We start from the raw sequence: 18,598 nt of genomic DNA, 5'->3' as shown, positions 1-18,598 counted from the left end.
ACCTTACCCACATCGCATTCATGTTCAGTTGGCCGCCTTGACGGTATTTTCAGCGACCCACTGCGCCGCGACTTTTGCGGGATCCTTGTGATCGATATCAACCAGGCGATTGAGTTGCTTGAGGTCGTCATCGGTCAGTTTTGCAGAGACTTCGTTGAGCACCTTGGTGACTTCTGGGGTTAGCAACGCCTTGCGTCCCAGTGGCGTAATGTTTTGCAGGGGCTGTTGGTGCTTGTCGTCCTCGAGCACTACCCAAGGTTCTTTCGCCAGGATGCCTTGCGTGGAGACCACCGTGGCGACGTCGATAGCGCCTGAGTTCAGCGCCAGCCGCGACAAGGGCCCGCCCATGTCCAGCGACTTGACGCTCTTGAAGTTGATACCGTAGACCGCCTTCAACCCGGGCAGGCCTAATGCAGCGGTGGTGACTTCGGGAGGCCCGCCCAGCGTGAGATCGCCAGAGACAGGCGCCAGGTCGGACAAGCTGTGCAAGTTGTACTTTTCTGCGGTTTTCCTGGTGACGGCCCAAGCGGTAATAGAGCCTGCGGCCGAAGGCTCAAGCAACTGGAGGCCCGCTGGCAACTTCTGTTGCAAGGCGCTGACGATCTCCTTTTGGCTGGTCAGGGCGGTCTTGTCGTCATAGAAACTCAACAGCGATCCTATGTATTCGGGCACAACGTCGATATCCCCGTTTTCCAGCGCCTTGGCGATGATCTGGCGGTTCCCCAGATTGAGCCGGGTCTTGACGTCTATCCCTTGATTTTTCAAAGCTGACGCATAGATGTTGGCGAGAATCGTCTGCTCGGAAAAATTGGCCCCGCCGATGGTGATGGACTGAGCACTGGCAAATGCGCTGCCCGCCAGCAAGCCTAACCCCAGCAACAATGAAACCGAGTGCGCTGAACGAGTCTTCGAACGTTGTTTGTTTTTCATTTGGATTTACACCTCTGCAGAATTAATACGCACTTTTAAATACCGCTGATCATGGAGCGCTCAGTTCAACATTCCCCGCTCGCCATTTTCGAACCATGAGTGTTTCGATCATTGAACAAACCCACTCGCTGACAATCGCAAGTGCCGACACCAGCAGTGCGCCGCCAATGATTTGAGGCGTATCATTTCGACCAAGCCCGTCAATGAGGAACCTGCCGAGCCCGCCGAACCCTGCGTAAGCGGCGATGGTGGCCGTGGCAATAAGTTGCACCAGGGCCGATCGGAATCCAGAAAAGATCAGCGGAAAAGCCAACGGTAATTCCAACTGAATAAACATCTGCCATCTGCGCATCCCCATCGATCTGGCAGCCTGCTTCAGCGATGAATCCACCTGATCGATGCCAACATAGGTATTGGTTAATATCGGCGGGATGCTCATGGTCACCAACGCGATAATCACCGTGCTGGTTTCATAGCCAATGAGCATGATTGCAAGTATCACAATACCCAGGGAAGGTAATGCCCGCCCAATATTGAACAGCCCTATCGCCACCTGCGCACCTTTACGGTAGTTGGCCAGGAGTACGCCGAGCGGCAACGCTATTGCGCAAGCAAGGGCCAGGCTCAAAGACACATAATAAATATGCTCTGCCAGCCGAGTCAGTATCCCGTCTTCTCCCAACCAGGTTTCAGGAAAAGAAAACCAAAGGTAGACATCTGCGATCCTATTCATTAGCGCACCCAAGGAACCAGCCATTGATCTATTGAATAAAACAGAAGATCAAAACAAAGCGCCAACATCACCGTCAGGACCAAACTGACCGCCACAGGCGTAGTGAAACTTTGAGCCAACCCGGTAATGAACAGCTGCCCTAATCCGCCTTGACCAATCAAGGCAGTAACAGTCACCAGCCCAACCAATGTCACCGAGGTCGTTCGCAGCCCTGCCAATAACGAAGGCAGCGCCAGTGGAAGTTCAACTCCGAGGAATCTCTGCATGCGCGTGTACCCTAGCGCACGGGCTTCTTCCAGCACGTCCGGGGGGTTACTCGCAAGGCCCGCCAAAGTGTTCTGTAACACAATCAGCAAGGCATACAGGCTCAAACCAATCACCGCCGTCGTCTTGGACAAACCGGTAAAAGGCATGATCAAAATGAACAGTGCCAGGGACGGAATGGTAAAGAGTATTCCGCAGACATAAATCATGGGCTGCGCCAAGCCTGGCTTCCACAACGTCAAGAGCACCATTGCGCCCGCTAACAACATTCCTATACACAGGCCCAAGGTCACCAGCTGAATATGATCAAACAACAGCTGGCCAATCTGCTGCCAGTTTTCAACGATCCAGGACCAGTCAATCATTGCGCACTTCCAAAGCGGCGCTCATTGAGTGCGCTGTGAAAGCTGGCAATCGACAGGCAACCTTCGTAACTGCCCGCCTCGTCCACTCGAACGACCACACCGAGCGGAGCCGTTAGAATTTTAACCAGTGCATGATGCAACGAGTCATTATTCGACACCGTGGTAAGTTCAGGAACCGGCACGTCCGATTCACTGACCCACTTCAGCGGATTGGATTTATCGTCCAGCAGAAGTTTGAATTGGCAATTGACTTCGTCCGCAGGGAGATCAGAAACCTTCATCAGCGAAAGTCTTTTTAACAGCGGATCCTTGCCGATGAAGTTCTTTACAAACTCGCTGGCAGGATGGGCAAGGATATTGTGAGGTGTATCGAACTGAGCAAGCTTTCCTTCACCCTCGAAGATGGCAATCCGGTCACCGATCTTGATGGCCTCTTCCATGTCATGGGTCACCAGGATAATGGTTTTATGCAAACGCCTTTGCAGCGCAACCAGTTCGTCCTGAAGTCGCTCGCGGATCACCGGATCCAGCGCGGCAAAGGGTTCGTCCATCAATACAACCGGTGGGTCCGAGGCCAATGCCCTCGCCAAGGCAACACGACTTTGCTGCCCGCCCGACAGTTGATTAGGGTACCTGCCAAGAAATTCCGGCTGAAGTCCGACCAGGGAAATGAGCTCGCTCACGCGCTGGCGGATCTTATGCTTGCTCCAACCCAAGAGCCGCGGAACTGCGCCAATATTTTCTGCAACGGTTTGATGAGGAAACAAGGCTGAGCTTTGCATCATGAAGCCGATGCCACGGCGAAGCGTAACGACGTCAAGCTCATCGGTCGCCACCCCATTGACACGGATGCGGCCACTGTCCTGAGTGTCCAGTCTATTGATCATGCGCAAAATGGTTGTTTTGCCACAGCCACTTGGCCCGACAAATACGCAGATCTCCCCCTCCCGGACATGAAGCGTCAAATCGCTCACGGCCATTCGCGGGCTGCCTTTATGAGTTTTCTTGATGGCTTCAAAACGTATCATTTTCCGACGCCCAGATTGGCTTGAGTATTTTTAGTGCCTGGCAGGATGGCGAGGACAATCCACGGGATTGATCAAATGCCTCTGCATTAACTGGAAGTAGCCACGAATGACATAGCCATTGTTTCGCGCGATCCATTGTTCACGCCTGGCTCTATACACCCGGGGCAAATAAAACCAGGGCAAACCGGGAAGATCGTGATGAACCAAGTGAAGATTGAGGTTCAGAAAGAGCCAACTCAAAAGCCCTGAGGATTCATTGATCACCGTACGGTGTTCCGGCAGCGTTGACGGCCGATGCTCGTAAAACGACCTGACCATTGAAATGGACAATGCTGGAAGTGCCACAAGCAAGAGGTATTGGAGTGCGCTGATGGCGCTGTACTGTTCAACCAATCCCAGCAACACCCCAACGCTCAGGAGATGAATGAGCCACATCCGCCAATTGCTTCGTTCCGAATGCAACAACCCTCCGAGCGCGGTACTTGCAAGGGTCATCAATGCCAACGGCGCGCCGATGATCAGGCGCCCGCCCAAGGTCTTGTTCACCCACAACAAGGCCTTCCTATAACGGGGTGATTGCACCCAGGACATGCGGGTGACGTAGCGACTTTCTGGATCTTGTCCAGGCACAGTCAGCACTTCATCGTTGTGATGGGCCAGATGCGTGTCCCGATAGATATCGTAGGGATACCACACGGCAAACGGCAGGAATCCCAAGGCTTTGTTCATCATGGGCCATCGGGTGGGATGACCGTGGATCAGTTCATGCTGAATCGACATCCAGAGCACGACCAGTGGAACCAACAGGACAATGCTGATGAGTTGGCCAAGTGCCTGCCCATGAAAAACAATAAATGCCCAGGCCAGATAAAAGCCGACCAGTAAAAGCCAGGTGGGCCATTCAGTCCGGCTGGTCAAGGTTCTGCCGAGCTTAACGATTTCGGCTCGATGAGCTTCATCCAAATAATTTGGCATGGTGGTAAGTCGCGATAGGCTGCGCTGAACAGACGCCCAATCACTCTCACTTCAAGCGACCACCCGGGACGGGTATTACCTGGAGATGACTGACTGACGTTACGGTATGGAAATGCCGACAGCGCTGCGTCACATGGCGTAGAGCAGAAACGCCAAGCCTTCGCTGATTGCACTGCAGGCTTCGCTGTTGGCCTGGCAAGGAAGCGGTTTGCCGGTCACGAATGGAACGGCAATGACAGTTTCAGGACTGATGCGGGTATTGCCGGAATGAGAAATCGCTCCGCAGACTTGGTCACAGGACAAAGCCTCGAGGCTGATTGGAAAGATTCGGACACCGGACATAGTCGTACCATCGATTAGGTTGAACATATCCGGCTGTCCGGTGGGAACAATCTAGCATGGTGACTAATACGGACAAGGAATATATTTAATTATGCTTATTCCTACATAGCATAAGATTAAACAGGTCACTTAGCCTTTCGCCTTGATCGCATACAGGCCACCGGCAATCACCATGCACGCCCTCATAACAGTCCATGGGTCAGTCCAGGCAAGTCAGAAAACGTGATGTCAGGAATACCCAGTAACGCACCATGACGAGCGGCGCGACGGTAGTCTTCGAACCCTTTGTCTCAAGCGCAGGGCTCATGAAGCAACCCCCACAGCGCCAGGAGTGGCGCTTGCGTTGATCTCATCGCATGGGTGCAGGAAGGAGGGTTGACGACAATGCCCCCTGCCCCGGGCGTCCACCAGCCTACGTCCTCGCGATACCAGTCGCCTGGGGATAGCACCAGATAGAACTCAGCCGGAGGATGCTGGTGGAACGGATAACAGGTTTCAGGCGCCATGAGGGCCAACCCCAGGGTCATGCCGGGACAGTCGAACAATCCCCCTGGACCGGTGACCATCCCATGGCGATGCCGCTCCACGAACCGATCGTCCTGGCCGGCCTGGGCCTGACGATTGATCCAGGGAACATGAGGCACCAGCGTGCTCAACGCCTCCAGCACCCCTGCCAGGTGATCGGGGGCTTTGGGCGCAGCGTCGAATGCCTGGGCCAAATAGGGCGCCAGGACTGCCGGTAACGCGCGAGGCGTTGCCGGCGGTTTCTTGAGCGTCCACTCGGCCGCGCCCAGGGCGGCGGCATGTGCTTGTGTCGCCTCGGATGTACCGTCCCCCAGGTGGTTCGAGAGGATTTCATGCAGCGATCGCCGAAGCCACTGCGCGCTGCGGGTGACGGCCGAATCCAACGACAAAGGCTCGTGACGGGTGATCATCGTTTTCAATCCCATTCCTGAGTCGGGCGCAGAAGAAGATGACAGGCTGCTCAACGTACCCCAGCGGCACTGGAAGCGGGCCCCCAGCATGTTCCAAGGGTAGCCCGAACGGAATCGATGACAGCCGACGCCCTTCACTTTGCGTCAAGGGCACCGAACTGCAAACACCTATCGGAAAACCGCGGCGATTACTGGCTGCCGGTCGCCGAGGCGGTCTGACTGCCAAACATCGCCTCGAAGCGAGGCTTGTTAGTGGCGTAGTACTCTGCAACGGCCTTGTCTGCCGAGCTGTCACGAGCGGTAGACATCAACTTCTCAAGGTCAGCCTTGGGGATCTTGAAGTTGGCGAAGAACCGGGCGACACCAGGATGCTCGGCACTGAAACCTTTGCGAGCGACCGCATGGAATCACTGCGTACCTCGGTGTTCCGGGACGTTGGCAGCGTCTATTTCGACAAGTACTACCTGAGCACCCAGATCCGGCTGATCGGCCCCCTTTTCACACCACCGCCTTGCGTATTGCCCGCCAACATCGAGCTGCTCCCCGAGTGCTCCCATGCCGGTGCAATCGCAGCCATGACAAGGTTTTCGGTGGGCTTGATCCCGTTCAAGCTCAACTACGAGTACCGCACCCTCGGCCTGCCCGTCATCTCCACCCGCTTCGGTGAAATGGCCCTGCGCGACCGAGAACCGGGGGTCTGGATCGTGGATGAAGGCACCGATCTGGGTAAAACCGCCACGGAAGCACTCGCCAGCCCAAGCGACCGCTCGACTGTTCATCAATTTCGTCAGGCGCACCGTTGGGCTCAGCGTTTTTCTGCGATCAATCTCAAAAACGGCCAATAACGGCCGATACCCAGGATAAGACCCCGCAACTGGGGCGCAGGACAGAACGGTAGGTCAGTCATGACAGAGATTTATTTGCTGATAGCGCACGGCACGGACCAGGGCGAAGCTTACGTTCTGGGCTGGTTCGATGACCGGAGCAAAGCCCGGGAAGTGGCCGAGCAGAAAGAATGGGAAGCGTACCGCGCCAGCCTGAAGGAGAAACATCCATGGTCCAGCCACAAACCGCTGGCGCCGGACCAGACGGACTATCGCCGCTACTGGATCAAGACCATTTCAAAATTCGAGCATGTGCCGGTGCCAAGGTCCTTTGCGGTTCATTGATCACCACGCATGAATATTCAACGAAACGAGCGTTATCGGTGGCGGTCTAGACGAATAAGCCCATCCGATGAGAGCGTTCTTATGTTGAAATTCCTTGGCGGTACCGTAGGTATCATTTTCCTGATTGGCCTGATCGTGGTGATTGCGCTGTTCAAGTTCATTTTTTGAGCGTGGCGGCGGCGATCTTTGACTTGGTGTCCCACCTACCTGGAGAGCAGATCGCAATAAATGACAATCACAGGGACGGATAAGGCTGACTGGGAACCGCTGAACCTTGAATGGCATCAAGGCTTCGCTTTCATGGACGGTGTGCTGCTGGGCGACGGGCAAGTGCCTGATGTGTACATCATGCTCAACCCTCAAGGCGCACGACCCGGCGAGTTGGCACAATGGGCCAGCGCTGGGCACTATCCGCCCTCACCCTTGCTGGCCGGTCAGCCGGTTTGGCGGCATCGACGCAACCCTTGGGTCTTGCGCGGCGCCCTGCGTGATTACTACCTGCTTCCGGCCTACCGGGAGCGCCACGGCTACCACCCGCTGCAGCCCTTGCCGTTTCGGTTCGACAAGGGCCTGGAAAGTCTCGGCCACCAGTACTGGCGTGACGCAACCGGCGCCTATTGGTTCGGCGAATACGCGATCACCCAAATCCACGAGGCGCAACCTAACAGGCTGGCCCTGTTGGCATCGTCCCCGGCCTCGGTGACTTCAGCGTCCGCGCTGTTCTGCGACGGCGTGCATCTTTTTTTGCAGGGGCGATTTATCGCTAGCGCCACGGCGCGGGTGCGGTATTGCAACCACCCGTGCTATCGAGTGATCGACGATCAAGTCTATAGGGGCTTCAAGCCCCTGCACCAGAAGGACGGCACGCCGCTGCCGATCGCCAACCCGGACAACTTCCAGATGCTCGCCCAACGCTGGGGCACCGATGGGCAGTCGATCATCGTGCAAGCGCAGCAAGGTTCGAGCATTTCCTATGAGTACTTCTACCGCATCGACAATGCCGACCTGGCGACCTTCACCGTGCTTAACGAACGCTACGCCAAGGACAAGCAACGCGCCTATTACCTGACCGGAAAAACCATTCGCTACGTGGGCGACTTCCACCTGCTCCAGTGCTGGCAGCCAGCGTTCGATGACGGCGGTCGCGTGGTCAGCGCCAGCGAATACGAGGATGAGTATTTTGCCGTGGACGACCAGTACGTCTACGCCGCCGGGACCCGCCTTCGCGATGCCCATGGCCCGAGTTTTCGTCATTTGGGGTTCGATTATTACCGTGATCACCAACACGTCTACAGGCGCCAGAAACGCCTCGATGTCGACGTGGAAAGCTTCGTCGTGACCCGGCCCTGTCGTAATGACCAGGATTACTCGCCCGTGCTGGCAGGTGACAAACACGGCCCGCTGGGCTCTGGCGGCATCATCGATGCGGCCATGCAAGAGGCGTGGGCACCTTACTTCGAAGCCCATCCGCAGTTGGAAGGGTATTGGTGGCACCGCTTGCAGGCACGGCCTGAAGCCGCACAAACGCACACGGAAACGCTGCCGCTACAGGCCATCGGTCTCGGTTTTGAGCTAGGCGACCAGGTGTATTTCCATGGACGCGTGCTCAACGGGCTGGACGCAGCGAGTTTCAAATTGCTGGACACGCATCTGTGCGGCGATGCCAACGGCTTGTATCTGATCCCATTCCATAACGCCGACACGGAGGTACCCGAACGTTTTTCCCCGGAAGCGGCGGAACATTTTCGCTCACTCGGCCCACCCTACCTGACCGACGGCAAGACCGTGTTCTGCCACCGGATTTTTTACCATCCCCCGGAACCGATTCGTAAGGCACAAGCGGCCTCTTTCGAATCCTGCGGGCATGGCTGGGCCAAGGATCAGGACACGGTGTATTACTACGGCGAGGCGAAAAAGCGGCTACACCCCTCGGACACCCGCATTCTCGGCACCTATGCCATCAGCCCTACCCTGATTCTCTCGGAAGGCAAGCCGCTGGACGTGGCGTTCGATCCCGATGAGGTCCACGTGCCCCACCCTGACTTTTTGCTGTTGGGCACGCGCAAATTGTTCTGTCATCGACGCCCACTGAGCGCCAAGCGGATCGACCTGGCCACCCTCGAATTTCTGAATGACCGCTACGCCCGTGACAGGCATCGGTTCTACCATTACGACGGTTATGCGACGCTGAGCGAGGTCGATGAAACGCAGTATCGGGAATCGCTCGGCCAGCCGGCGGCAAGCGTTTAGAACTGCGTCACAACCGTAACGCCTGCGGTGTCAAACCGGTCCATGTTCATGAGCGCATCAATCGATTGCTCAAGGCTGATGGTCTTGCCCACCAGTTTTTCAGGCGCCAGCTTGCCGGACGTAATCATGTCCATCATCGCGCCGTAACGGTGAGCCTGCATGCCATGGCTGCCACAGATCTCCAGCTCGTAGGCAATGACCTTGCTCATTGGGATCGAGGGCGTGCTGTGGTCCGCCAGCATCAAACCGACCTGGACATGCCTGCCGCGCCGTCTCAGATTATTGATGGAGTTGAAGCAGGTCGTTGGATGACCCAGGGCATCCAGCGAAACGTGAGCGCCGCCCTTCGTAATCTCGAGTACCGCCTCGGTGACATCCGCCACCCGGCTTGCGTTAACCGTCGCGACGGCACCAAGCGACTGGGCAAGCTTGAGCTTATCGTCGCAGATATCGATGGCGATGACGTTCGCCCCGATAGCGTGGGCGATCATCACCGCGGACAGCCCCACGCCACCACAGCCATGAACCGCCACCCACTGCCCCGCCGAGACCCTGCCTTGATCGACAACCGCGCGGAACGAGGTGACGAAACGACAGCCCAGGCTCGCCGCCGTGGCGAAGTCCATGTTTTCCGGCAACGCAACCAGGTTCAAATCCGCCTTGTGAATCCCCACATACTCGGCGAAAGAGCCCCAATGGGTGAAACCCGGCTGAAACTGGCTGTGGCACACCTGCTGGTTGCCGCTATTGCATTCCGGACACGCGCCGCAGCCGCCGACAAAAGGCACGGTGATGCGATCGCCCACCTTCCATCTTGTGACATCTTTACCGACCTCAGCCACGATCCCTGCCAATTCGTGACCGGGCACATGGGGCAGTCGAATGTCAGGGTCGTGACCTTTCCAGCCATGCCAGTCGCTTCGGCAGACGCCCGTGCCAAGGACCTGAGCCACCACACCGTGACGCTCGGGGGTCGGGTCTTCGACGGTCATCAAACGTGGGGGTTGGGAGAAGGCTTCGTAAACTACGGCTTTCATGAGGATCCCTCTACTTTAGAAAAGCGCTATGCCTGAAACCGACAAACGGCCTGGGCTCAATTTACTATCAGATGGCTTGATCACGCAGCATTGAACCGTCCCTGCCTGACGCTCCCATGAAAAACCCAATCCGTTCAGATTGAGCTGTGTCGTTCCGGCATTCGCCGACGGATCATAGCTCTCTGCCACCTATTTCAACGTCCACGCTTTCAATCGGGTGGTGTATTCACTACATTGAGCGTAACTCTGCCCACTCGACACGGACTGTCATGACTACGCTATCCCCGATCAGCCCTGCCATTCCCATCCAGATCCCGACTCGCTCTGCCGTCGCGGCATCGCCTACAACAGTGATAGAGAGCGCTGATGTCTCGGCGGCTCGACCAGCGGCAATCGTCAGCCTGGGCAACCCCGTGGCCGATGTCGAATCACAGACCTATTCCCGACTCGGGCAACTGCCCGGCCAGGAGATTGTTCGTGTCTGGGAAAAGACCAGTCAGGATGCCGTCACTCGCGTCATGGGAACCAACCCCAGATCGCTGTCGATAGCCAACCGTTTCCACGGCCTGGGCGCAGCCTTGGTGGAGCAGTTCGCCAAGAGTGGTTCGAGCATTTCCCAGTCAGTGCTCCATACCACCACGGACGGGGCTCACAACGCCGCCGAGATAAAATCCGAACAGGCGCTGCTGCACAATAAAGCCGACAACCTGATCACCCTCAGCATCAAGACCGCCAGTGGCAAGACGGTTACCTTCAGCCTGACCAGCCAGGACGATGGACTTGGCGTTCAGGCTACGGTGGACGGCGACCCGCTGAGCGAGGACGAACTCAAGGCGATTGGCGTTCTGGGCAGCGCCTTTCAAGCGGCTGTCGACGGGCTGACCGCCGAGCCGCCCAAGCTCGACCTGAGCAAGCTGACGCAGTTCGACTCCAGCGTATTGGCATCCATTGACCTGAACGCCAAGCTCAAGGGCGTGGACGGTGAGGACCTGATCCTTGCCTACCGCGCCGACAGCCAGAGCCGCACCACGCAAATGAGTGGTCCAGATGGCGAATTGAACCTGAGCGTGGATCTGAAAAACAGCACAATCCTGGGTGATGCCAAGCAACAGGCCAGCGCCCTGAACAGCTACCTCGCCCAGTTTGACCGGGTGCAGAAGCGCGGCAGCGCCAAGGCCGCCCTGATGGAGATGTTCAAGGACGCCTTCAGCGCCATGAACAGCCACTATCCACAGGGCGTTACCCCGTCACAGCCACTGACCCGTAACGCGACGGACAAAGGCCTGCTGACTGGGCTGGCAGACTTCGAGGCGTCCATCAAACAAACCAACAACGCGTCCAACCCGATGCGCCCGTCCGAAGTCGATAGCTTTGCTTATACCCTGTCGCAAAAAACTGTCGTTGCAGGTTCCATAATGAGCAATCGCAGCGTTGATCAAGTCCAGCAATCGAGTTTATCGGCCAGTTACCACAAGAGTCTGAAGGGCGGGAAAGCCCCCGTGCTAGGCACAACGACCGATTCGCAGAACTATCTCTACGTACAAGTGCACGACGAGGCCCGCAGCTCGGCCAGCCTCGCCTACAAGGATGGCCGACTGAGCAAAGCCACCGTCACGCAAAGCGCCAGCCAGGACACACGGACACAGAAGTACGTCATCGGCAAAATGGTTGAAGAGACAGTGGTGCCGAAGGAACTTTCAACCAGCCGCAGCCACTTGGCATTGCTGGAATACGCCGCCAAGGAAAGCAAGAAATCCAAGGACGCGCAGGAACAATCCTTATTGAAGGAAGCGCTCGCCACCCTCCACAGTTCGGTGATGTTGCAGGAAAATCCTTCGGCGCTGGCGCGTTGACACGCTGGGGAATGCGCATCATCACCCAGCGTAGTGCGACAGCGATTCCCTAGGCCATAGCGTCAGCTTGATGCGTTGTAGAACTACCAGAAGAAAACGGCCAAAAGTTTGCACCGGCTGAATCCTCGACTGCTGAACTCGGCAACGAGACACTGAATGCTGGTCAGGATCGCCGGTAAGCGGGGTATCACGGCGGACCTCAATCCGGTGTCGTCTCTTAGGCCAATGGAACAACCCTGAGCCTGTTTGATTCGACCGTCGCAGCCATCTGCATTGCCTGCGGATAAGCCAGCAAACACTCAGCGATGGCAGGTTCCAGCTCAACCCGCACTCGCCTTGTCAGGGCCCGAGCACCGAAGCGTGGGTCATGCTTTTGGCACAGCCAGTCGCTTGCCGCAACGTCCAGGACCAGCGTACGGCGATGCTGACCGAGACGTTGGTTGAGTTTGTTCAGTTCGATCTGCAACAACGCTTCCAGCCATTGGGTTTCGATGCGTTGGAAAACCAGGATGCGATCAATACGGTTTAGAAACTCCGGTTCGAACCACGCGTGCAACGCCAGCTCCAACATAGCCTGCTCACCTTGTGGGGCGATGCCGAGCCAGCGCCGCCAACCGCGTGAAAAACGTTCCCTGTAGGTGGTCGCTTGCCGGGCTCCAATGTTGCTGGTCATGAAGATCAGGCTATTGCGAAAATCCAGTGTTCGGCTACCGCCCGCCAAGGTCAGTTGGCCGTTCTCAAGAATGCCCAGCAAACTGCGCACCACTTCCTTGCTGGCCTTTTCCAGCTCATCGAACAGCACGATGCCTGGGCGACTGTAGGTGCCTTGAATCAATTCGCTATTGAACAGACTGACGCCCTCTTTACTCCCCACATAACCAGGTGGCGCTCCGGTGAGCGCCGCCGAGTAATGCTCCTGGGCCAAGGTGTGCATGTCGATGCGACAAAAAGCATCGGCGCGACCGTGTATGGCCAGTGCCAGCAGACGTACGATTTCGGTCTTGCCGACACCGGTCGGCCCCATGAACAGGTTCACCGTCAACGGTCGCTCACGTTCACCAATATCGACCTTAACCACGTTTAGCAACGCCTCGACCGCGCGCATGACGTGTTCTTGGCCGACAATTCGACTGCGCAACAACGCCATGACTTGGGCGGGATTGAAGGCGAAGCGTGAGGTCAACAACTCTGCTGCCGGTGATGCGCTGGTCAGGCCAGGCTGGGGGTGGTTTGGGTCGATGCGATCATTCACCAAAGGCATGGTTTAGCCTGCGTGTTTTTCTTTACCGTCGTGGGGAAGCTCTCCCACCGGGCAATGAGCCACGCCGACGGTGCTACGGGTCAGTTTTTCGACGTTTTCCCGGGCTTTCTGCGCGTCCAGTACCCAGGTGCGGTAAAAGTCGAACGGGCAGTCAGCCACTCCCTTGTCGCCGTCCCCGGAGTGATAGACCCCGGTGTAACCGCGATGCAGCAGCTTGAACAAATGATTCTGTGATTGGTCGTTCGCTCGCGCATCGCGGATTTGCGAAACGGATAATTGTGCGTACTGAATGCCCATTTCCTCTTCACCGCATTCGCCCAGGGTGCGACCGTCGAAGCCAATAATCGCCGAGTGACCAAAGTAGGAATAAACCCCATCGAAGCCGGCCGCATTGGCCACTGCCACATAGCAATTATTGGCCCAGGCCATGCTTTTGGACATCATCACCTGCTGCTCTTTGGCCGGGTACATATAGCCCTGGCAACGGACGATCAACTCCGCTCCTTTCATTGCACAGTCGCGCCAGATCTCCGGGTAGTTGCCGTCATCACAAATGATCAAGCTGATTTGCAGGCCCTTGGGACCCTCGCAGACATAGGTCCGATCACCCGGATACCACCCTTCTATGGGGCACCAGGGAATGCACTTGCGGTACTTCTGGACGATTTCGCCCTGGTTATTGATCAACACCAACGTGTTGTACGGGGCTTTGTGGGGATGTTCCTCATGCCGCTCACCGGTCAGTGAAAACACCCCCCACGTGTCAGCCGCACGGCACGCGGCGGAAAAGATCGCAGTCTCTTCGCCTGGAATACTGGCGGCAGTCGCCATCATCTCATCGTGGTCGTACATGATGCCCATGGTGCTGTATTCAGGAAACACCACCAGGTCCATGCCGGGGAGACCGCTTTTCATCCCCGTGATGATGTCGGCAATCTTGCGGGCGTTTTCAATGACCTCGGCTTTTGTATGCAGCCGCGGCATTTTGTAATTGACGACCGCGACACCCACGGTGTCCGGGCTGCTGGAAATATCACCATGACGCATGAGATTTACCTCTGTTAATGACTGATCATCCAAGGTCTGGAGCCGGTTTTACGCTTGAGCCCCTGTGGATTTTCTTTGGTCGGGGCCAGCGGTTTGCTCGGTGCGCAACAACTGCACCCACTGGGATGACGACGGTTCTGCTGGTACTCGCCAAGCGTCTGCGGCGCGTGGGCACTTCGCTCGTTGGTCGCCATGGCCTGGCGTTGACTGCTCGACAACGTCGTCAGTGCCGGCGCAGACAACAGCAACCGCCCTCCCGGGCCCGCGCAAGACGGGCACTGGCACGACTCGTGCCGTTGGGCCATGGGCCGCAACATTGTGAAAGAACCACAGGTTTGGCATTCGTACTCATAGGTCGGCATGGCGCTCTCCAGACATTGATCGAGCTCGGGCGTGTCTCACAGGTCCGGGGCAATCGGCAGATCGATACTGCCGTCGAGGTGTTTGATGGGACCGTTGGCGTTGGGGTTGATGTCGAACTCGAAGATTTCGGTGGGTAACCAGAGGGTCGCGCAGGCGTTGGGAATATCGACCACGCCGCTGATATGCCCTTGCACCGGCGCAGAACCCAACAGGGCATAGCCTTGGGCGGGGGAATAACCAAACTTGGTCAGGTAGTTGATCGCATTCAGGCAGGCCTGGCGATAGGCGATATTCACGTCCAGGTAGTGCTGTTTGCCGGCTTCATCCACCGAGATACCTTCGAAGATCAGGTAGTTCTGGTAGGTCGGGATGATCGGGCTGGGTTTGAACACCGGGTTCTTGATCCCGTACTTGGCCATGCCGCCCTTGATCATCTCGACTTTCATATGAACCCAGCCGGCCATCTCGATAGCACCGCAAAAGGTGATCTCGCCGTCGCCCTGACTGAAGTGCAGATCCCCCACCGACAACCCGGCGCCTTTGACGTAGACCGGGAAGAAAATCTTCGAGCCCCGGGACAAGTCCTTGATATCGCAGTTACCACCATGTTCGCGCGGTGGCACGGTGCGCGCGCCCGTGGCCGCGGCATCATCCCGGGCCTGGCCCTTGAGCTTGCCCATGTGTGCGGTGGCGGCCAGCGGCGCGTTGGCCAGGGGCGGCACGCGGGTCGGGTGGGTGTCGATCAGTTCCTGCTCACGGCGGTTCCAGTCGCCGAGCATTACCGGGTCGGGCAGGCAACCGATCAATCCGGGGTGGATCAGGCCGGCGAAGTTGACCCCGGGAATGTGCCGCGAACTGGTAAACATGCCTTTGAAATCCCAGATGGCTTTCTGTGCGCTGGGAAAGTGATCCGTGAGGAATCCGCCACCGTTCTGCCGCGAGAAGAAGCCGTTGAAGCCCCACATCGATTCGGCCTTGGCGCCGATGTCCAGCAGGTCGACCACCAGCAGATCTCCCGGCTCGGCGCCATGCACGCCCACTGGACCGGACAGGTAGTGCACGGTGGACAAGTCGACGTCACGCACATCCGAGGCGTCGTCGTTGTTCTTGATCGCGCCAGCGGTCCAGTCGTAAGTCTCAAGAATAAAGTCGTCCCCCGGCTTGACCCAGCAGGCCATGGGAATGTCCGGATGCCAGCGGTTGTGGATCTGTTCGTTCTCGGTGGCGGGCTGGTTGAGGTCGACTTTGATCAAGGTATCGGTCATGGCGAAGCTCCTGAACATTAGGGATGTACCGCGTTGGAACCAGTCTCGAATGGCGGCACGAATCGGCCAATACGTTGGATGACGTACCCCTTTGAGCTGGTTTGCCAGCTGCTACAAGGGGGGCGATCGCGCCTACACGCAGAGGTAGCGACTGATGGTGGATTCGTCGACCTTGTCCCGGGTCTCCTCGATCACGAAGCGACCCTTCTCGATCACCAGGAAGCGGTCGGCGATTTCCAGGGTGAATGACAGCACCTGCTCGGAGACAACAATGGTCAGGTCGCGCAGGTGACGGATCTCTTTCAAAGTGCGGGCGATGTCCTTGATGATCGATGGCTGGATGCCCTCGGTGGGTTCATCGAGCAACAACACCTTGGGATTGGTCGCCAGTGCCCGGGCAATCGCCAGTTGTTGCTGCTGCCCGCCCGAAAGGTTGCCACCCTTGCGCGAGCGCATGTCGTGGAGCACCGGAAACAACGCATAGAGGTCTTCGGGCACCTGGCCCCGGGCCGATGCCGGCAGGCCGGTCTGTATGTTTTCCAACACCGTCATGCTAGGGAAAATCATCCGCCCCTGAGGCACATAGGCGATGCCGTGCTCCACCCGCTCGTGGGTTTCCAGGTTCGAGACTTCCTGACCATCGACGCTGACCTGCCCCCGCCACTGCGGAAGGATGCCCATCAAGCTCTTGAACAGCGTGGTCTTGCCCATGCCGTTGCGTCCCATCACGGCGACGATTTCGCGTTTGGCCACGGCCAGGTCGAGGTCGTGAAGGATCTGACTCTGGCCGTAACCACAGGACAGCTTGTCTACGTTGAACATGCCTGCTTCCTCAATGGCCTAAATAGACTTCGATGACTTTCGGGTTGCTCTGCACCGACTCCATGCTGCCCTCGGCCAGGACCTTGCCCTGATGCAGCACCGTGACCTTATGGGCGATGCTCTTGACGAATTCCATGTCGTGTTCGATCACCAGCACCGAGCGGCCCTGGCTGATGCGCTTGAGCAGTTCCGCAGTCTGTACGCGCTCGTTGACGCTCATCCCTGCGACCGGTTCATCGAGCATCAACAGGTCAGGGTCCTGCATCAGCAGCATGCCGATCTCCAGCCACTGCTTCTGGCCGTGGGACAGCAGGTCGGCCTGTTGCTGCAACAGCTCGCCGAGAAAGATCTCCCGCGCCACCTCTTCAACCCGGGCAATCACTGCGGCACTGCGTTTGAAGAACAACGCGCCAAACACCTTGCGCCCCGCCGGGTAGGACATCTCCAGGTTCTCGAACACCGTGAGGTTTTCGTAGATCGACGGGTTCTGGAATTTGCGCCCGACACCGGCACGGACGATGTTGTACTCGCGCATCCTGGTCAGTTCCTTTCCATCGAACTGGATGCTACCGCTGGTGGCGCGGGTCTTGCCGCAGATCAGGTCGAGCACCGTGGTCTTGCCTGCGCCGTTGGGCCCGATCACCACCCGCACTTCATTGCGGTCGATGTACAGGTTGAGGTTGTCCACAGCCTTGAAACCGTCGAAGGACACCGTCAGCCCCTCGATAACCAGCACCGGCTTGTTCATCTGAAAACCTACGGCGGTCATGGCTGTGTCTCCAGCGAAGGACGTTCAGAAGCAGGGGTCGGCGGTGCAGTGCGCGACGTCTCCGGCAGGGGCGCGGCAACGGCAGCTTGCTGCGGGGTACGCCGCAATAAACGGCCAAGGGTCTGGCGGCCATGGCTGTCCCAAAGTCCGGCCAAACCATTGGGGAAGTACATGACCACGGCAATGAACAGCCCGCCCATCAGGTACAGCCACAATTCGGGGAAGGACTCGGAGAAATAGGTCTTGCCGTAGTTCACCAGCAAGGCCCCATACACCGCGCCCAGCAGCGACATGCGCCCGCCGACAGCGGCAAAGATCACCATCTCGATGGATGGCACGATGCCGACGAACGAAGGCGACATGAAGCCCACCTGCAAGGCGAACATGGCGCCGCCTATGGCCGAGAAGGCAGCGGCGATGCAGAACACGAAAATCTTGAAACTGGCCACGTCATAACCGGAGAAGCGCACCCGCTCCTCTTTATCGCGCATCGCCATCAGCAGCCGCCCGAGCTTCGACGCAAGGACGAAACGGCCGATGAAAATGCAGCCGAACAACAAGGCCGCGTTGATGAAGTACAGCAGCAGCTTGGCGCTGTCACTGCGCAGGTCCCAGCCGAGCAGCGTCTTGAGATCGGTGATGCCGTTGACTCCGCCGGTCAGGCCCTGCTGGCCGACGATCAACACCGTGAGAATCAGCGCGATGGCCTGGCTGACGATAGAGAAATAAACATCCCCCACCCGCCGCTTGAACAGCGCCATGCCAATGATGAAGGCCAGCCCTACCGGCACCAGGATCACCGCCAACAGGGTGAAGCTGAAACTGTGGAACGGTACCCAGAGCCACGGCAGTTCGGTGATCTGGTTCCAGTCCATGAAATCCGGAATGCCCGGCGTCGACTGGATTTTGGTGCTCTGCGGGTCGGAGGCTTCGAGCTTGAGAAACATCGCCATGCAGTAGCCGCCGACGCCGAAGAACACCCCTTGCCCGAGGCTGAGAATGCCGCCATAGCCCCAACACAGCACCAGGCCGACAGCGACGAAGGCATAGGTCAGGTACTTGCCCACCATGTTCAGGCGAAAGGCATCCAGGGTCAGCGGGAAGACCACGAGAATCAGCAGCGCCAACAGGGCCACGCCCAACAGGTTCTGCTTGCCCGCCAGCATCTTGTCTAAAAGCTTCATTGGCTC

19 protein-coding genes and 1 pseudogene are annotated in these 18,598 nt (G+C 57.7%); 4 read left to right on the top strand and 16 right to left on the bottom strand.

Going from position 1 to position 18,598, the window contains the following annotated elements; genetic code table 11:
- Positions 1-24: 24 nt before the first annotated feature.
- The 8 genes and pseudogenes from BLU76_RS10635 to BLU76_RS10600 all read right to left on the bottom strand — a co-directional run.
- Positions 25-864, bottom strand: coding sequence for an ABC transporter substrate-binding protein (locus tag BLU76_RS10635; protein ID WP_256572669.1), 840 nt, complete (start codon positions 862-864; stop codon positions 25-27).
- A 115-nt stretch (positions 865-979) separates the two neighbouring features.
- Positions 980-1,663, bottom strand: a complete 684-nt coding sequence (locus tag BLU76_RS10630; RefSeq protein WP_092144429.1) for an ABC transporter permease — start codon at positions 1,661-1,663, stop codon at positions 980-982.
- On the bottom strand, positions 1,663-2,292 hold the full coding sequence (locus BLU76_RS10625; protein WP_092144427.1) for an ABC transporter permease: 630 nt from the start codon (positions 2,290-2,292) through the stop codon (positions 1,663-1,665). Before BLU76_RS10625 ends, BLU76_RS10630 begins: the two co-directional genes overlap by 1 nt.
- Positions 2,289-3,320 carry an ABC transporter ATP-binding protein gene (locus BLU76_RS10620; protein ID WP_092144425.1) on the bottom strand — a complete coding sequence of 344 codons (1,032 nt, stop codon included), beginning with the start codon at positions 3,318-3,320 and terminating at the stop codon, positions 2,289-2,291. Before BLU76_RS10620 ends, BLU76_RS10625 begins: the two co-directional genes overlap by 4 nt.
- 30 nt (positions 3,321-3,350) lie before the next feature.
- A complete protein-coding gene (locus tag BLU76_RS10615) occupies positions 3,351-4,295 on the bottom strand; it encodes a fatty acid desaturase (protein WP_092144423.1) in 945 nt (314 codons plus the stop codon).
- Positions 4,296-4,424: 129 nt separating this feature from the next.
- Positions 4,425-4,664, bottom strand: a complete 240-nt coding sequence (locus BLU76_RS10610; protein ID WP_092144421.1) for a hypothetical protein — start codon at positions 4,662-4,664, stop codon at positions 4,425-4,427.
- A gap of 263 nt (positions 4,665-4,927) precedes the next feature.
- The gene (locus BLU76_RS10605) at positions 4,928-5,587 is read right to left on the bottom strand and encodes a dimethylsulfonioproprionate lyase family protein (RefSeq protein WP_092144419.1); all 660 of its coding nucleotides are present in this window, start codon (positions 5,585-5,587) and stop codon (positions 4,928-4,930) included.
- Between the two features lie 173 nt (positions 5,588-5,760).
- Positions 5,761-5,976, bottom strand: a pseudogene (locus BLU76_RS10600) (glycine betaine ABC transporter substrate-binding protein); the annotation flags it as partial.
- Here BLU76_RS10600 and BLU76_RS10595 point away from each other — a divergent pair.
- From BLU76_RS10595 to BLU76_RS10585, 3 genes are all read left to right on the top strand, one after another.
- Positions 5,941-6,417 (top strand): glycosyltransferase family protein, encoded by a 477-nt coding sequence (locus BLU76_RS10595; protein WP_256572668.1) that lies wholly within the window; start codon positions 5,941-5,943, stop codon positions 6,415-6,417. The pseudogene BLU76_RS10600 and the gene BLU76_RS10595 overlap by 36 nt on opposite strands.
- Positions 6,418-6,477: 60 nt before the next feature.
- On the top strand, positions 6,478-6,741 hold the full coding sequence (locus BLU76_RS10590) for a hypothetical protein (RefSeq protein ID WP_003203536.1): 264 nt from the start codon (positions 6,478-6,480) through the stop codon (positions 6,739-6,741).
- Between the two features lie 228 nt (positions 6,742-6,969).
- The gene (locus BLU76_RS10585; protein WP_092222658.1) at positions 6,970-8,991 is read left to right on the top strand and encodes a DKNYY domain-containing protein; all 2,022 of its coding nucleotides are present in this window, start codon (positions 6,970-6,972) and stop codon (positions 8,989-8,991) included.
- Here the strand turns inward: BLU76_RS10585 and BLU76_RS10580 are convergent.
- The gene (locus tag BLU76_RS10580; protein WP_092222656.1) at positions 8,988-10,028 is read right to left on the bottom strand and encodes a zinc-dependent alcohol dehydrogenase family protein; all 1,041 of its coding nucleotides are present in this window, start codon (positions 10,026-10,028) and stop codon (positions 8,988-8,990) included. The genes BLU76_RS10585 and BLU76_RS10580 overlap by 4 nt on opposite strands.
- Positions 10,029-10,441: 413 nt before the next feature.
- Here BLU76_RS10580 and BLU76_RS10575 point away from each other — a divergent pair, with 413 nt between their 5' ends.
- Complete coding sequence (locus BLU76_RS10575; RefSeq protein WP_092222654.1) at positions 10,442-11,881, top strand: lactate dehydrogenase; 1,440 nt, start codon at positions 10,442-10,444, stop codon at positions 11,879-11,881.
- Positions 11,882-12,098: 217 nt separating this feature from the next.
- Here the strand turns inward: BLU76_RS10575 and BLU76_RS10570 are convergent, their stop codons facing one another.
- The 7 genes from BLU76_RS10570 to urtC all read right to left on the bottom strand — a co-directional run bounded on the left by BLU76_RS10570 (position 12,099) and on the right by urtC (position 18,592).
- Positions 12,099-13,142 (bottom strand): AAA family ATPase, encoded by a 1,044-nt coding sequence (locus BLU76_RS10570; protein ID WP_092222651.1) that lies wholly within the window; start codon positions 13,140-13,142, stop codon positions 12,099-12,101.
- Positions 13,143-13,145: 3 nt separating this feature from the next.
- Positions 13,146-14,189 carry an aliphatic amidase gene (locus BLU76_RS10565; protein ID WP_092144409.1) on the bottom strand — a complete coding sequence of 348 codons (1,044 nt, stop codon included), beginning with the start codon at positions 14,187-14,189 and terminating at the stop codon, positions 13,146-13,148.
- A 14-nt stretch (positions 14,190-14,203) separates the two neighbouring features.
- Positions 14,204-14,551 carry an FmdB family zinc ribbon protein gene (locus tag BLU76_RS10560; RefSeq protein WP_082534334.1) on the bottom strand — a complete coding sequence of 116 codons (348 nt, stop codon included), beginning with the start codon at positions 14,549-14,551 and terminating at the stop codon, positions 14,204-14,206.
- Positions 14,552-14,587: 36 nt separating this feature from the next.
- Complete coding sequence (fmdA, locus tag BLU76_RS10555) at positions 14,588-15,817, bottom strand: formamidase (RefSeq protein ID WP_092222649.1); 1,230 nt, start codon at positions 15,815-15,817, stop codon at positions 14,588-14,590.
- 132 nt (positions 15,818-15,949) lie between these two features.
- Complete coding sequence (urtE, locus tag BLU76_RS10550; protein ID WP_063320404.1) at positions 15,950-16,639, bottom strand: urea ABC transporter ATP-binding subunit UrtE; 690 nt, start codon at positions 16,637-16,639, stop codon at positions 15,950-15,952.
- A gap of 10 nt (positions 16,640-16,649) precedes the next feature.
- Complete coding sequence (gene urtD / locus BLU76_RS10545; RefSeq protein ID WP_092144407.1) at positions 16,650-17,408, bottom strand: urea ABC transporter ATP-binding protein UrtD; 759 nt, start codon at positions 17,406-17,408, stop codon at positions 16,650-16,652.
- Positions 17,405-18,592 carry an urea ABC transporter permease subunit UrtC gene (urtC, locus tag BLU76_RS10540; protein WP_063320402.1) on the bottom strand — a complete coding sequence of 396 codons (1,188 nt, stop codon included), beginning with the start codon at positions 18,590-18,592 and terminating at the stop codon, positions 17,405-17,407. The genes urtD and urtC overlap by 4 nt, the downstream gene beginning before the upstream one ends.
- Between the last annotated feature and the right edge of the window lie 6 nt (positions 18,593-18,598).

The sequence above is a fragment of the Pseudomonas sp. NFACC08-1 genome (genome assembly GCF_900106735.1).
GTDB lineage: Bacteria > Pseudomonadota > Gammaproteobacteria > Pseudomonadales > Pseudomonadaceae > Aquipseudomonas > Aquipseudomonas fluorescens_Q.
This window is presented reverse-complemented; position numbering and strand designations above follow the sequence as displayed.